12 protein-coding genes are annotated in these 14,978 nt (G+C 69.0%); 1 reads left to right on the top strand and 11 read right to left on the bottom strand.

The annotated features are described in order from the left end of the window. Positions 1-227: 227 nt before the first annotated feature. The 3 genes from QE494_RS04405 to QE494_RS04415 form a co-directional block, all read right to left on the bottom strand. On the bottom strand, positions 228-641 hold the full coding sequence (locus QE494_RS04405) for a type II toxin-antitoxin system HigA family antitoxin (protein WP_300041694.1): 414 nt from the start codon (positions 639-641) through the stop codon (positions 228-230). Positions 642-645: 4 nt separating this feature from the next. After that, positions 646-939, bottom strand: a complete 294-nt coding sequence (locus tag QE494_RS04410; RefSeq protein ID WP_300041695.1) for a type II toxin-antitoxin system HigB family toxin — start codon at positions 937-939, stop codon at positions 646-648. 179 nt (positions 940-1,118) lie between these two features. Next, positions 1,119-2,936 (bottom strand): ABC transporter transmembrane domain-containing protein, encoded by a 1,818-nt coding sequence (locus tag QE494_RS04415; protein WP_300041696.1) that lies wholly within the window; start codon positions 2,934-2,936, stop codon positions 1,119-1,121. A 182-nt stretch (positions 2,937-3,118) separates the two neighbouring features. Between QE494_RS04415 and QE494_RS04420 the strand changes: the two genes are divergently transcribed. Continuing rightward, entirely contained in the window at positions 3,119-4,270 is a 1,152-nt protein-coding gene (locus QE494_RS04420; protein WP_300041697.1) for a PilT/PilU family type 4a pilus ATPase, read from the top strand. Positions 4,271-4,273: 3 nt separating this feature from the next. Here the strand turns inward: QE494_RS04420 and QE494_RS04425 are convergent, their stop codons facing one another. From QE494_RS04425 to miaA, 8 genes are all read right to left on the bottom strand, one after another. Beyond that, complete coding sequence (locus QE494_RS04425; RefSeq protein ID WP_300041705.1) at positions 4,274-5,212, bottom strand: carotenoid 1,2-hydratase; 939 nt, start codon at positions 5,210-5,212, stop codon at positions 4,274-4,276. Between the two features lie 233 nt (positions 5,213-5,445). Beyond that, complete coding sequence (locus QE494_RS04430) at positions 5,446-8,202, bottom strand: ABC transporter permease (RefSeq protein ID WP_300041698.1); 2,757 nt, start codon at positions 8,200-8,202, stop codon at positions 5,446-5,448. 43 nt (positions 8,203-8,245) lie between these two features. Next, a complete protein-coding gene (locus QE494_RS04435) occupies positions 8,246-8,743 on the bottom strand; it encodes a hemerythrin domain-containing protein (protein ID WP_300041699.1) in 498 nt (165 codons plus the stop codon). Positions 8,744-8,845: 102 nt separating this feature from the next. Beyond that, entirely contained in the window at positions 8,846-9,580 is a 735-nt protein-coding gene (locus QE494_RS04440) for a response regulator transcription factor (RefSeq protein ID WP_300041700.1), read from the bottom strand. After that, the gene (locus QE494_RS04445) at positions 9,577-11,481 is read right to left on the bottom strand and encodes a HAMP domain-containing sensor histidine kinase (RefSeq protein WP_300041701.1); all 1,905 of its coding nucleotides are present in this window, start codon (positions 11,479-11,481) and stop codon (positions 9,577-9,579) included. Before QE494_RS04445 ends, QE494_RS04440 begins: the two co-directional genes overlap by 4 nt. A 78-nt stretch (positions 11,482-11,559) precedes the next feature. Then, positions 11,560-12,945, bottom strand: a complete 1,386-nt coding sequence (locus tag QE494_RS04450; protein WP_300041702.1) for a hypothetical protein — start codon at positions 12,943-12,945, stop codon at positions 11,560-11,562. 161 nt (positions 12,946-13,106) lie between these two features. Continuing rightward, positions 13,107-13,769: an ABC transporter ATP-binding protein gene (locus QE494_RS04455; RefSeq protein WP_300041703.1), complete on the bottom strand. Its 663-nt coding sequence runs from the start codon at positions 13,767-13,769 to the stop codon at positions 13,107-13,109. Beyond that, on the bottom strand, positions 13,766-14,878 hold the full coding sequence (gene miaA, locus QE494_RS04460) for a tRNA (adenosine(37)-N6)-dimethylallyltransferase MiaA (RefSeq protein WP_300041704.1): 1,113 nt from the start codon (positions 14,876-14,878) through the stop codon (positions 13,766-13,768). Before miaA ends, QE494_RS04455 begins: the two co-directional genes overlap by 4 nt. Between the last annotated feature and the right edge of the window lie 100 nt (positions 14,879-14,978).

The following is a 14,978-nucleotide window of genomic DNA, read 5'->3' on the forward strand; positions in this document are numbered from 1 at the left end:
TGTGCGGCAGGGGTTCGGCGGCGCCTATGCGGGGCTGAGGCGCACAGGCCGCTGGGGGCCGAAGAGCGAGGCATGTTTGAGCCCTGAAGGGGCTAGTTTGCCTCGCGTGCCCCTGGCGACCGAGCACCGCAAGGGAGCCCGAAGGGCCCCTGCATCGAAGCCGCCGGGCCCCTGCCGCACACACGGCGCGTTCCACGCCAACGCATAGGCCAACGCAAAGCCCGGTCTCAAACGAAGGTCGCCGCTGAAACCCCGAAGCGCTCGCTGAGCGCTCGTACCTGTCGGATGTTGAGCTCTCTCTTGCCAGCCAGAATTTCAGACACCACGCCTTGGCTGCCGATCTCGGGCAGGTCGCCTTGCCGGAGGCCGTGCTGCGCCATCAGGAAGGCCAGCGCCTCCAGGCCGCTGGCCTCGCGCAAGGGATGGTGCTCGGCTTCGTAGTCGGAGATCAGGTCTCCGACGATATCGGCCAGGGCCATGGCCGGGTGGCGCTCGTCGCCCTTCGCCTCCGAAAGCAAGGCCTCGAGCAATTGCGACATCTGTACCGCGTGAGCTTCATCGCGAATCGGCGCGATGCCGCTCTCGGCGCTGAACTTTTCCCAGGCCGGCAGAAGCCGGCGCATATCGATGGGTGCGTTCATGACTTCATGACCTCCAATCGCCCTTGTCGTAGTCGCGGTGGGTCAACACCGCCTTGATGTAAACGATCTGTGCCTCGAAACGGAGATGGGCGATCAAGCGGTACTTGTTGCCCCCGATATCGAACACGGCCAGTTCCCCCACCTTATCCACCGTGTTGAACACGGACTTGAGCGCAGCCCAGTGGGCAAAGTGGTTCTTCTCGATCACCCGCCGCCAGCCCTGCAAGGCAGCCTCTGCCTGGGGATGAAACCCGATGAATTCCCGCAGCGCGCGGTGGCTGATGATCCGCATGGGCATCCTATCTCAAATTGAGATTGGTGGGGCAACTTGCAGCTGCCGATTTCTGTCAGAGCCCGCCTTGGTGTGAGCGGGGACAGTCGCCCATGATTACTGCGAAGGACCTGCCCGTGGCCCTCCTGTTTGCCTGCCGGCTGACGCCAGCAACGCGGCTATGGACTTGCCACAGCCGCGGCCGCTTATTCCAGAAACTGCAGTTGCGCCAGCCTCGCGTAGGTGCCGCCCAGCGCCAGCAGCTCGGCGTGGGTGCCCGACTCCACTAGGCGGCCCTGGTCCAGCACCACGATGCGGTCAGCCCGCTGCACCGTGGCCAGCCGGTGGGCGATGACCAGCGTTGTGCGCCCGCGCATGGCGGTCTCGAGCGCCGCCTGTACCATGCGCTCGCTCTCGGCGTCGAGCGCGCTGGTGGCCTCGTCGAGCAGCAGCAGGGGAGGGTTCTTCAGGATGGCCCGCGCAATCGCGATGCGCTGGCGCTGGCCGCCCGAGAGCCGCACGCCGCGCTCGCCCAGAAAAGTGTCGTAGCCCTCGGGCAGGCGGGTGATGAACTCCTCGGCATAGGCCGCACGGGCCGCGGTGCGCACCTCGTCGTCGCTGGCCTCGGGGCGCCCGTAGCGGATGTTGTCCATCGCACTGCTGGAAAAAATCACCGGCTCTTGCGGCACGATGGCGATGCGTCCGCGCAGCTCGGCCAGCGACAGGCGGTCGATGGACACACCGTCCATCAGAATGCGGCCGGCCTGCGGGTCATAGAACCGCAGCAGCAGCTGGAACACCGTGGTCTTGCCGGCGCCGCTGGCGCCCACCAGCGCCACCGTCTCGCCTGGCGCCACCGCCAGGTCCACATGGTCCAGGGCCGCCGTCTGCGGCCGCGAAGGGTAGTGGAAGGTCAGGGCCTCCAGCTGCACACGGCTGCCCTTGACAGGCACCGGTGACGACAGCGGCTCGGCCGGCTCGGCCACTGGCGATTGCGCATGCAGCAGCTCCATCAGCCGCTCAGTGGCGCCCGCGGCCCGCAGCAGGTCGCCATAGACCTCGCCGAGCGCAGCCACCGAGCCGGCCAGCAAGATGACATAGACCACCGCCTGACCCAACTGGCCCGGCGACAGGCTGCCGGCCATCACCGCCAGCGTGCCTTGGTACATGCCCCAGAGCATCAGCGCTGCGCTGGTGATGATGATGAAGGCCACCAGCGCCGCCCGCGCCCGGGTGCGGCGCACGCCGGTGGCGAAGGCGTTCTCGGTGGCTTGTGCGAAGCGGCTGCCTTCGCGGCCCTCGGCCGCATGGCTTTGCACCACCGGGATCGCGTTCAGCACCTCGGCGGCGATGGCGCTGGAGTCGGCCACCCGGTCCTGGCTGGCGCGCGAGAGCCGCCGCACCCGGCCGCCGAACCAGCGTGCAGGCAACACCACCCCGACCACCACCCCCAGCACCAGGCCCATGACCTGCGGGTGCGACCACACCAGCATGGCCACCGCACCCAGGCCCATGACCGCGTTGCGCAGACCCAGCGAGAGTGAGGAGCCCACCACTGTTTGGACCAGGGTGGTGTCGGTGGTCAGGCGCGAGAGCACCTCGCCGGTCTGGGTGGTCTCGAAGAACTCGGGGCTCTGGCGCAGCACATGGCGGTAGATCGCGGTGCGCAGGTCGGCGGTGACACGCTCGCCCAGCCAGGTGACGGTATAGAAACGCGCCGCCGAGAACAGGCCCAAGGCGACTGCGACCGCGAACAGCCAGAGGAAGTAGCCCCGGAGGGCAACGAGGCGCTCACCGCTGGCCACCGGGTCCGGAGTGCCGCCCGAGGCGCCGGGCCCCGTGGCCATGCCGGCATCGACCAGGTGCCGCAGGGCGACCGGAAAGAGCAGGGTGGCGGCAGCCGCCAGCAGCAGAAACAGGCCGGCCAGGGCGATCTGCCAGCGGTAGGGGCGCAGGAAGGGCAGCAGCCCCCCAAGCGAGCGGGGCGCGCCTTTGGGCGCGTCTGGGAGTTCTTTTCGAGCCATGGGTGATTGTCCCCGCGGCACGTGCTCCCTGGCGGTGCAAGGGCCCCAGGCGAGGAAATTATTGCCCGCCCCCCAACGTCTGAATTGGGATCGCGATGCGCGCGACCCACCCGATCGAGGACCGAGCCTGACCGCTGACAAGCTGTCAGTAGAATCGGTTATCGCCCCCCGGAGTTGACCCGATGACCCGCCCCTTGCACGAGCCCGACGACATCAGTCCCGCGGAGAGGGGCGACCTGAGCGCTTTCCTGCAGCACATGGTCAAGGTCGGGGCCTCCGACCTGTTTCTCTCGGTGGGCGCGCTGCCCACCATCAAGGTTGAGGGCCGCATGGTGGCCGTTGGCGCCGAGCCACTGCGACCTGGCTCGGTGCGCGGCATGGCCTATTCGGTCATGACCGAGTCGCAGATCCGCCAGTTCGAGATGACGCTCGAGTGCGACCTGGCGGTCAGCGTCAGCGGCCTGGGGCGCTTCCGCTTCAATGTGTTCCTGCAACGCAGTGAGGTGAGTGTGGTGGCGCGCCTGGTCAAGTACGACGTGCCCCGGCTCGAATCCCTCAACCTGCCGGCGGTGGTGGCCAAGCTGGCCCTGCTGCGCCAGGGCTTGGTGCTGGTCGTGGGCTCGGCCGGCTCGGGCAAGTCGACCACGCTGGCGGGCATGCTCGAACACCGCAACCTCACCTCGCCCGGTCACATCCTGACCGTCGAGGACCCGATTGAATTCCTCCACAGCCACCGCCGCTGCATCGTCGACCAGCGCGAGGTGGGTCTGGACACGCTGAGCTTTCACGACGCGCTGCGCCACGCGCTGCGCGAGGCGCCCGACGTCATCATGATCGGCGAGATCCGTGACGAAGAAACCATGCGTCACGCGCTGCGCTACGCGGAAACCGGCCACCTGTGCGTGTCCACCCTGCACGCCAACAACGCCGCGCAGGCTGTCGAGCGCGTCCTGCACTTTTATCCGGAGTCCGCACGCCGGCAGGTGCTGATGGATCTCTCACTCAACCTCAAGGGTGTCATCGGCCAGCGCCTGATCGAGCGCCGGCAGGGCCGACGCATTCCGGCTGTCGAGGTCATGCTGCTCACCGCCTTTGTGTCTGACCTGATCCAGCGGGGCGATCTCGACCAGTTGCGCGCTGCCATCGCCAAATCGAGCGTGGTGGGCATGCAGACCTTTGACCAGTCGCTCTATGACCTGGTCCAGGCCGGTGAGATCACCCCGCAGCAGGCGCTGGAGCATGCCGACTCGCGCACCGACCTGTCGCTGCGTCTGAGGTTGGCGGCCGGACTGTCCCCCGATGCCGGCACGCTGGACCTGCGCGAAGGCGCTTGAGCCCTAGATTCGCAGACGGTCGCCGTAGCCGGTGAGCTCCAGGTAGCCCTGGCCGAGCGGCTGGCCCGCTGCATCGCGCAGCTCGGACAGGCCCTCCCAGTACACCGTCCCCGTGGAGCGGCGGCTGTCGAGTTCTTGCGCATCTGCCAGCGCCTCCACCTGAAATCGACCCTGCGGCGTGTCCAGCGTCCAGGCCACCGGGTAACGCGTACCGGTCAACGGACTGCTCCAGTAGCGGGTGGGGACCATCCGCACCGCCTGCGGCCCAAAGGCCTGCACGGCGCCGCCTGCGGCGCGCCAGGAGCCTCCTGCCCACAGCGCGCTGCCGTCGGCCCGCCGAAGCTGAAAAACGGTGAGCGCGCTGCCATCGGCCAGGTTCATGCCCACCCAGTCCCAGCCCACGGCCTGGGGGTGCAGGAGCGCCTCGCTCCACTCGTGGTCCAGCCAGGCCCGCCCTGTCACCCCCGACGCCTGCTTGCCCAGGCGCAGGCGTCCCTGCACCTGCAGCTGCGGCTGGCTGTAGTAATAGCTGGCCTGCGTGGGCTCGGGACCCTTGCGCGAGAGGCCGTCCTGCCCTTGCAGCAGCAGCGGCTGGGTCGGTGTGGCGTCCAGCTCGAGGGCGAAGTCGCCGCCTTCGACCCGGGCCAGGTAGCGGCCGTCGGGTTGACGAATCAAGGTCCAGTCGCGAATGCGCAGGTCGGTATCGGCCAGCCCTGCCTGGGCCACGCCAAAGCCGGCCCGGGCGATGCGCTGGTCATGGTGCAGCCGACCGGTGGCCAGGTCGGTGACCGCCGCATGGGCAAACAGCAGCTCGCGCGCGGCGAAGGCCGAGGTCATGCCGCGGGTGGCGTCGACCCGGCTGCGAAAAAAAGTCACCTGAAAGCCCCAGCGTCGGTCGCCGGCTGCGGCCTGGCCGGTGAGGTACCACCACTCGGTGCGCATCTCGGGATGGGCGCCGTGGTCGCGCGGAAAGCGCAAGGTGCGTGGTGCCAGCACGGTGGGCGGCGCCTGTGGGGCGGAGGGTCCCGGCGCTCGTGTGGCTGCTTGGCCTTGCGATGGCGACTGCGGCTGCGTCTTTGCCAGTCCCTGCGCTTGCGCAGAGCGGCTCCAAGCACCCAGGCCCATAAGGGCACCAGCCCCGAGCAGGCCCTGCAGCAAGGGTCGCCGCCCGGGCATCACCAGTCCTCCTTCACCGCCAGCACCATGTCGCGTCCGGCCACGGCCCGTCCCGAGGCCCAGGCGGTGAGCGTGCCCGCGACCATCACCGCCAGCGCCAGCGCCATCAGCCGCGACCACGGCACCCACAGCTCCATGGTCCAGTGAAAACTTTGCGGGTTGACCACATGCACCAGTACCACCGCCACTGCCAGGCCCAGCGCCAGGCCGGCGGCGGCGCCGATGGCGGTCCAGGCCAGTCCCTCGCCGGCCACCACCCGCAGCACCTGCGCACGGGTCAGGCCCAGGTGCATCAGCAGGCCGAACTCCTTGCGCCGGGCCAGCACCTGCGCGCTGAAGCTGGCGGCCACGCCGAACAGACCGATGCCGATGGCCACCGCCTGCAGCCAGTAGGTGACCGCGAAGCTGCGGTCGAAGATGCGCATCGAGGTCGCGCGGATGTCCTGGGTGGAGGCGAACTCCAGCAGGCGGCCGCCTTCGCCCGCCTGGGGCAGGGCGCGCAGGGCGGCTTGAACCTCGCTCGCTTGCGCATCGGGGGCCAGCCACAGCAGCAGGTCGTTGACCCGGTTGTCGCCGGTCAGGCCCTGATAGGCGGCGGCATCGATGATGATGGAGCCGCTCTGGCGCGCGTAATCGCGCCAGATGCCGGCGACGTAGAAGGAGTGGCCTCGGGTGACGCCCGGGCCGCCAACCTGGACGTCACCTTGGACGGCACCTAGGTCGCCACCTTGGACGGCACCCAGGTCGCCTGCTGCCTCAGCGCCCGCCAGCCCGAGGGCGCGGCCCAGTGGCGCGAAGGCCTGGCCGGGCCGGGCGCCGTACAGGTCGACCACGGCCTCGCTCACATAGATCGGGATCCATGGCGATGCGGCGGGTGCTGCGCGTGGTGTCGGCGATGGCGATGGCGATGGCGATGGCGGCGGCACCGGGTCGCCCACCAGGGGCAGTTGCCGGCTGGCGTCCTCCAGCGGCCGGGCGATCAGGGCCAGGGCCGGACGGGCAGGGTCCAGGGTGATCGAGCGCACCCGCTGGGTGGAGACGGCAGCCACACCGGGCACGCGCGCCGCAGCCACCACCAGGGACGGGTCCAGAAAGACGGTGTCGCCGGTGGCGCCGCCCTCGGCCGTGCGCAGGTACAGGTCGGCCGGCAGCACGGTGTCCAGCCACTGCATCACTGAAGTGCGGAAGCTGGCCACCATCACCGTGAGCGCTACTGCCAGCGCCAGCGCCGCCACCACGCCGCTGACGGCCACCGCTGCGGTCTCGCGCACCCGTCGTGCGCGCTCAATGGCCAGCAGCGCCAGCGCGTGGTCGGCAGCGTGCGGCGCCAGCCGGTCGTAGACGGCGGCCACGGCCCAGGGCAGCACCGTGATGCCACCGACCAGGAGCAGGGCGATGGCCACGTAGGCGGCCACCGGGATGCCGCCCAGCGGCGGCGCAAAGGCCAGGGCCACCGCGGCGGCGATCAGCAGCAGCCCCGGTAAGCCCTGGCGGCGACCGCTCGCCCCGCTGCCCAGGCCCTTGAGGGCCGCCGCCAGCGGCAGGCCCCGGGCCTGCATCGCCGGGAACCAGCCGCCCGCAGCGGCCGCGGCCAAGCCGAGCGCGCCGTACCCCGCCGCTGCCAGCCCGCTCCATTGCAAGCGCGGCGCCGCGCCGGGGAAGTAGCCACCGCCCAGGTCGCCGCCAAGCACGGCCAAGGCCAGTGCGGCCAGCCCCGCGCCCAGGGCCACGCCGCACAGGCTGCCGGCCACGCCCAGGATCAGCGACTCGGCCAGCACCAGGCGCAGACGCTGCGCGGCGGTGAGACCCATCACGCCCAGCAGGGCCAGCTGCTGGCTGCGGCGGGCCACGCTCAGTGACAGCACCGAGAACACCAGGAAGGCGCCGGTGAACAAGGCCACCAGCGCCAGCACGGTGAGGTTGACCCGGTAGGCGCGTGACAGCCTGTCGACTCGCGCCATCGTGTCGCCTGGCTCCGAGGCCAGCACGCCGGCGGGCAGGGGGAGTGCCTCGCGCAAGCGGTCCCGGAAGCGGTCGCGGTCGACGCCGGCGGCCAGACGCAGGTCGATGCGGGTGAGCGTGCCCTGACGGCCGAACAGGTCTTGCGCGGCTCCTATGTCCATCACGGCCATCGGCGGACCCGCGGCCGCCACCTCGCCGGCGACGGTGACCGGCACCAGGCGCAGACCCACTTGCAGCTCGAGCGACGCGCCGGAGGTTCCCGGCGGCAGACCCAGGCGTTCGCCCGCCGCGGCATTGAGAAAGACCTGGCCTGGGGCGAACATCGACAGGCGCTCCGCGCCCGCGGCCGGCCGGGGCAACAACTCGGGCGCAAAGGCCGCCGCGACCAGCGGGTCTATGCCGAGGACCCGCAGCGGCAGGCGCGAGGGGCGGCCAGGGGCGGGCGAGTCAGGCGAAGTGGGCGGGGCGGCTGCCCTGGCCGAGTTGACCAGGTTGGCCGATGTGGCCAGGGTGCTCACTTCGAGCACCGGGCTGGCCAGGGCAACCTCGGGATGGCTGGCGACCCGGGCGTAGAGCGACTCGTCCAGACCGCCCTGGGTGGAGCGCAGCACCAGGTCGGGCTGGCCGTCGACCTGACGCAGGCCGCTGGCGAACTCGCCCAGGGCCGAGTCGTTGATCAGGTGCACTGAAAAGGCCAGGGCCACGCCCAGCATCACCGCCACCACGGCCGCAGCGCTGCGCCAGGGGTGGTGGCGCAGCTCCGGCCAAGAGTAGTAACGCAGCAGGGCGAGCATGCCGCCGATTGTGGCGGGGACCGGGCCGCCCTGCCCGGCGGACTCAGTCCACCAACGCACCTGTGTCGGTCATCTCCATCAGCAGCGTCTCCTTGCGCGCCTCGAGCTGCTCAGCCAGGGCGATCAGGTCGAGCTTGCGTGCGGCGCGGGCCTTGGGAAAGATCGTGTTGCGCTGTTGCTTGACATGGCGGTCGATGGACTCGCCGAGCACCCGCACCCGCGCGTCGGTCAGCGCGTGCCCCTCGCCCTGCTGGATTTGTGCCACCAGTTCCTTGATCAGATCGTCTTCCACCGTGGCCACGTCGAGGAGGACGGTGTCCTTGACCACGGCGCGCAGGGCGGGATAGAACAACTCCTCCTCGATCTGCAGATGCACGGTGAGTTCCTGACCAATGCGCCGCGACAGGTCCAGCTTTTTTTGGCTGGCGCTACGGGCACGTGAGCCGGCAAGCTCCTCGTAGGTCTTGAAAAGCTTTTTGATCGCGCGGTGGTCGGCGTCGAGCAGGTCGCAGGCTTCCTTGCCTGTGCGTGAGGTGGCCATGAAGATCTCCTTGGGAAACTGGACGAGAGCCTAGCCCGCAAGTGCCTGCAGCAAGTCAGGCTGAGCCGGCGCTCGCTGTCAGACAAAGGCTCCGTCAGTGCTTCAGCGGGCCTCGATGCGCAAGTCTGCCAACAGCTGGTAGCCGTACTGCCAGTCCGATCGGATGGCGCCATGCGGCAGGTCCGGCGCTGCGCTGGCGAGCTTGCGACGCAAGCGGCTCACGGTGATCTCCAGCGCTCGCCGCGTAATCGGGCGATCATGGGGGTCGTGGCGCAGGGTCAGGCACAGGCTCTCCCCGCTGGCCGGTCGTGGCAAGGCCACGGCCAATGCGCACATCAGCCGGGTTTCGCGGTCGTTGAGCAGCAAGGGGGATGGGCGACCGGGAATGTGCAAGTTCCCGGTGGCCATGTCCAATCGCCATGCGGTCTCGGGGGCCGACCCGCGTGCGCGTCGCAGGAGGCTGCGCAAGGCGGCCAGGAGTTCATTGGGCACCACCGGCTTGGGAAGATAGAGGTCCGCACCGGCGTCGTAACTGGCGATCCGGTCTGGCACGCCAGTTCGAGCGGTGAGCATCAGGACGCCCAGGTCTGGGTACCGTTCGCGCAGGCGCCGAGCGAGCTCGATGCCGCTCTCGCCCGGCAGGCCGATGTCGAGGATGACGGCTTCCAAGGGATGGCGAACCAGAATTTCGTCGAGCGCCTGGGCAGAGTCGGCCTCGTGGACCCGCCATCCCTGCTCGCGCAGGAAGATTCCCAGCTCCTCCCTCACCAGGCGTTCATCCTCGACGATGGCGATGTGGATGGCGCCGGTGGTGGCGTGGGTTAGCAGCTCGTTCATCCGGGCAACTCCACGATGAAACAGACCTGCCCGGTGGTGGGGTGGAAGCTGATAGAGCCCCCCAAGAACGCGCAGAGCTTGTGGACCAGGTAAAGGCCCATGCCCGAGCCGCTGCCGGGCGGCGCTGTCGGATGCCGATAGAAACGCTGGAAGACCGAGGCAGGATCAGGTTGCCGCTCAGGCGCCACCGCATTGCAGAAGTTAATTCTCAGCACAGTGGCGTTCTCGCCCGATCCCGGCACGACGGCCATTCCCACCTGCACCATCGACTCCTGCGGCGAATAGCGCAAGGCGTTCTCCAGCAGATTGGACAAGACGATGGAAAGCAACTGCGGGTCCGACACGATGCCATGCGGCGGCAGTGGGTCCAGCGCGATGCGGCCAGATTTGTCATGCCGGCGAACGAGTTCACGTAACAGTTCGTCTGGCTGGACCGGGATGGTGCGCATCCAGGGGCTTGAATCCGGGTTGGTCGTTGACGCGGACTCGGCGCCGATGGCCATCAGGTTGCGCGCGAGAACGGTGTCCATCGTCTGCACCGAGGTCTGGATGGTGTCCAGACGCCGTCGGGCGTCGGCGGCATCCGGTGTGAGGCGCGCCGACAGGTTGTGGGCCGCCAGCCGGATTGCCGTGAGCGCGTTCTTGAGCTCGTGATTGATCATGTCAGCCAAGGTCCCGCGCTCCTGGTTCAACCGCCGCTCGAACTGGGCCTGCAACTCGCTGCGGTCCAGTGCGATCCGTGTCTGCTCCAGTTCCCGGCGCGACACCCGGTTGTTCACAATGACCAGCACCAGCATGGCCACTGCAGTGCCCAGGTCGGTCAGGCGGCTGGCCACCAGCGACCCGTTGATGCCGGGGATGTGGACGAGGCTGGCAAGCAGCATGAGCCCGACATGTGTCGGCAGGGTGAGCAGGTCTGCCACCAAGGCCAGCCGAAGGGCGCGTGGCAGGGGCTCCATTCGCCGCAGTCCCCAGAGCAGGAACACGGGTAGCAGCACCGTCCCGAGAAAAGTCAGCAGCAGGGCTGGCTCCGCATGGCCCCAGGCGGCTGCGGCAATGGCGGCTGTGGTGGCTGCGTGGATGGCCCATCCCAGAGGACGCAGCCAGTGCGGCGTCGGGTAGGGCGCCAGCAGGGCCTGAATCACACCCAGCCACAGGGACAGACGCACCGTCATCAGCGCCTGGAAGATCCAGGTGTCCAGCTCCGGTCTGTCGCCCAGCACCAGCAGGTGGAGCAGGCCGCTGCCAGAGAGGACGCACAGGAACACGGTGGCCATGAGGGCTGCGAAGCGCCGGGTCACGGCGCCCGGGGCCAGCCAGGCGCTGGCCAGGGCCAGTGCACTCAGCGCGGCCAGCAGGCCCATGTGCAGGCCCAGGCCCCAGCCGGCGGCAACAGGCCTGGCAGCTCCCGCCGGGTGCAGGTCCACCCACACGGCCTGCAGCGGCGGAATGTTCAGCCTTAAAAAGGCCGACTCCCCGGCTGGACCGGCGGGAATCTGGAAGCGGTAGCCCTGTGCGACGGCCTGTCCCCCAGCCTGTCCCTCCCCTATCGAGACCTGATGGCCCGCGTGAAGAATTTGCCAGCCGGTGCCGCGTGGAATCAAGAGTTCGACCGACCCCAGGGCATGCGGTCCGACGTGGACCTCGTGCGCGGGCTGCAGATCGCTCGCCCCGGGCAGGTGAAGGCGGGCCCAGAGGGTGCCCCCCTGCATGCGGGTCAGGCCACCGGGTTGCGCGCCCCAGGCGCAGGCGGAGGGCGGCGCGGACGCGTCAAGCTTGGTGGCGGGCGCGAGGCACCAGTCAACGCCGATCTGCAGGGGCTGCGCCTGCGCTGCGCTCAAGGGCAATACCAGCGAGGGAAGCAAGAGCAGCAAGTGGGCGAGCAGATGGCGCAGGCGCATGTCCGGGGGGCAGTTGGAGCCTGAGTATCGGTCAGGCCTTCCAAGCCGCTTCCATACGGCTGGCTTCTGGCGTGCCCGTTATTGCGGCGTGATCTTCCGAACCACCGACCGGTCAGTCGGCGTTCTGAAGTTTTTGGTGAAGTACAGAGTGCCATCGCGATCCACAGCGATCGCGTCGATGCGCCCGGTCGTGGTGTTGGGGCCCGCCGGATCGTCGGTATCGCCCGCCAGGCCGCTGCCAGCGATGGTGCTGACCCGGGCCGGATAGCGGGTGGTGTTGCCTTGGCTGTCCGTCACTTCATAGGGCAGGGACACCATGCGGACCGTGTTGGTATCGCGCTCGGTCACGTAGAGGGTGCCCTGGCTATCCGTGCAAATTCCCATGGGCTCGGTGAAGGTCGCGTTGCTGGCAACGCCATCGGTCTGGCCCGAGTAGCCAGTGCCTGCGAGCGCGCTGACCTGCCCGTCGGGGGCGATCATCCGGATCTGGTTCGCTGTGCCGTCCGCGACATAGAGGGATCCGTCGGGACCGAAGGCCACTCCCGTGGGGTAACCGAACTCCGCCTGTCCCCGCACGCCGTTTGTCACTCCCGATGTGCCCGTGCCAGCCCAGGTGGAGACCAGGCCCTGGGGCGTGATCATCCGAATCGCGTAGTTGGAAGTGTCGGCCACGTACACATTGTCGTTCTGATCAACGGCGAGGCCCTGTGGGTTGTTGAACAAGGCCGCCGTCCCTTGGCCATCGGTGTAGCCGCTTTGCGTCTGGCTGCTTCCTCCGCCCGCAAAGATGCTGAACCCGCCACTGGGCGTGATCTTGTAGATCAGGTGGTAGTCGGGCGACGAAACGAAGAAATTGCCCTGGCTGTCCCGCGCCAAGCCCGAGGGGTAGCTGAATCCCATGCTCGAGCTGTTGGAGTTCTGGTCAAAAAAGGTGGTGACCGTACCGCCTTGTGTGATCTTTCGGATCGCGTGGTTGTTGTAGTCTGTTACATAAACATAGCCGTCCGGGTCGGTGACGATCCCGTAGACACCGTTGAACTTCGCCTGTGTCCCCTGCGCGTTGACATAGCCTCTCCCGTCAGACCCTGCCACTGCGCTCGTGACCCAGGTCACCGCTGCACAGGTGACACTCACCGAGGTGACGTCGGCGCCCGAGACGGTGCCGCTGGCCTGGGCCAAGGTGCAGCGGCGCCCGGCCGGTTGCTTGGAGATGGTGACGGTGTAGGGGCTGCCGTTGGCCACGGACGTGGTGTGGGTCCAGCTGGCGGTGCCTTCAGCCACGGTCAGCGCCGTGCCGCCATTGACCTTCAGGGCCAGGCTGTCGCCCGACAGCCCGGTGACGCTGCCGCCGACCGAGTAGCTGCGCGAGGGGGTCGGGTCCGGGCTGGTGGTCTCGCCCCCGCCGCAGGCAGACAACAGGAGCAGACCGCCGGTGATGGCGGTGGTGCGCAGCCAATGAGTCATGAGGCGTTTTCTCGGGCTAGGGTTGATAAAGCCCGAAGTATTTCGACCAGCACCCCTCAAAGGCTCTCAGGGGCTCTCGTGAACGAGGAGGCTCCCTGCAAGAGGGCTGGTAAGTCAACGGGCTCCTCGCAACGGTTGGAGCCCGTAGGGTCCGGGCAGCCTCAGACGAAGCCGTGCGCGGTCAGGTGCAGGGTGCGGTCGGCACGGCGCGCCGCGCTCTCGGAGTGGGTGACCAGCACCAGGGCGGCGCCAGTTTCACGGGTTTGCTGCACCAGCAGGTCGAGCACCCGCGCGGCGGTGGCCGGGTCGAGGTTGCCGGTGGGCTCGTCGGCCAGGAGGAGGGCCGGCCGGTGCACCAACGCGCGGGCAATGGCCACCCGCTGCAACTGGCCGCCACTGAGCTGCTGCGGCAGGCGCGCGCCGAGGTCGGCCAGGCCCACCGCCACCAGCATGGCCTGCACCCGCGTCGCACGCTCCGCGGCAGGCAGCCCCAGGAGCATCAGGGGCAGGGCGATGTTTTGCGCCACGTCCAGGTGTGGCAGCACGTGAAAGGCCTGAAAAACAAAGCCGACATGCGCGCGTCGCAGGTGGGCGCGCTGGTCGTCATTGGCCTGGCCGAGGTCGTGGCCGCACAGGGTGATGGCGCCCGCATCCCAGGTGTCCAGACCGGCCAGGCAATTGAGCAGGGTCGACTTGCCCACGCCCGATTCGCCGACGATGGCAACGAATTCGCCCGGTGCCACCGACAGCGACACCTGCTCGAATACCGTTGCCGGCCCATAGCGCTTGGCCAGGCCCTGGGCGTGGAGCACTGCGTCTGTCATGGCGTGCTCCCGCTCAGGGCTGTCGCGGATGGGTCCAGACGCGTCCAGACGCTCTCAATGGCTTGCACCACCCGAGCCACCGCCTGCGGCTGGTCGCCGGCAATCACCTGGCGCGCCGGCATGCTGCGCAGCCAGGTGATTTGCCGCTTGGCCAGTTGCCGGGTGGCGGCAATGCCGCGCTCGCACAGCGAGGCAGCGTCCTGCTGCATCTCGCCGCTGTGTGCGTCCAGCCACTCCCAGGCTTGCCGGTAGCCCACGCAGCGCATGCTGGGGAGGTCGGGCGACAAGTCACCCCGGGCGCGCAGGGCGCGTACCTCGTCCAGGAAGCCGTCCGCCAGCATTTGCTCAAAGCGCTGGGCAATTCGACCATGCAGCCAGGCGCGGTCCTCGGGCTCCATGGAGATGAAAAGAGCGGGCGGCAGGGGCGTTGCGGGAGAGGGGGGAAGGCCGGTGGCTCCGTGTGTGGAACCATTGGCCCCGGGGCCTGAGGTGTCCACGGTCGCCGCTGTAGCCGGCGCGGTCTGCCCGGCATGCCAGTCGCTCAGGGTCCGCCCCGAAATCTGCCAGACCTCCAGCGCCCGCTGAATGCGCTGTGAATCGTTCGGTGCCAGGCGGGCCGCGGTGAGCGGGTCGACCTGCGCCAGCCGCGCGTGCATCGCCGGCCAGCCCAGGGCAGCCGCGTCCGCGTCGAGGGCGGCGCGCACCGCGGCGTTGGCAGCCGGCATGGCCGCCAGGCCCTCGAACAGGGCCTTGAAATACAGCATGCTGCCGCCCACCAGCAGCGGCAAGGCGCCTCGCCCGCGGATTTCGCGCACCAGACCGGCCGCGTCCGCCGCAAACTCAGCGGCGCTGTAGGCCTCGCGCGGGTCGCGAATGTCGATCAGGTGGTGCGGCACCGCGGCGCGCTCGGCGGCTGTGGGCTTGGCGGTGCCAATATCCATGCCCTGGTACACCAGGGCCGAGTCCACACTCACGATCTCCACTGGCAGCCGTGTCGCCACGGCCAGTGCGGCTGCGGTTTTTCCGCAGGCGGTCGGGCCGGCCAGTGCCACGTAGGCCGGGGCTGGGCCAGGCCCCGAGGCTGGGGGGTGCGGGCGGGGCTCAGGCATCTGGGACCTCGCGCAGGTCACGCACATCGCTCACTTCGCCGTGGCGCTGCACCAGCGTCCAGGCCACCAGCGCCAGCAGAACGCTCCAGAGCCAGATGCC

The sequence above is a fragment of the Ramlibacter sp. genome (assembly GCF_029866045.1).
Taxonomy (GTDB): domain Bacteria; phylum Pseudomonadota; class Gammaproteobacteria; order Burkholderiales; family Burkholderiaceae_C; genus Ramlibacter.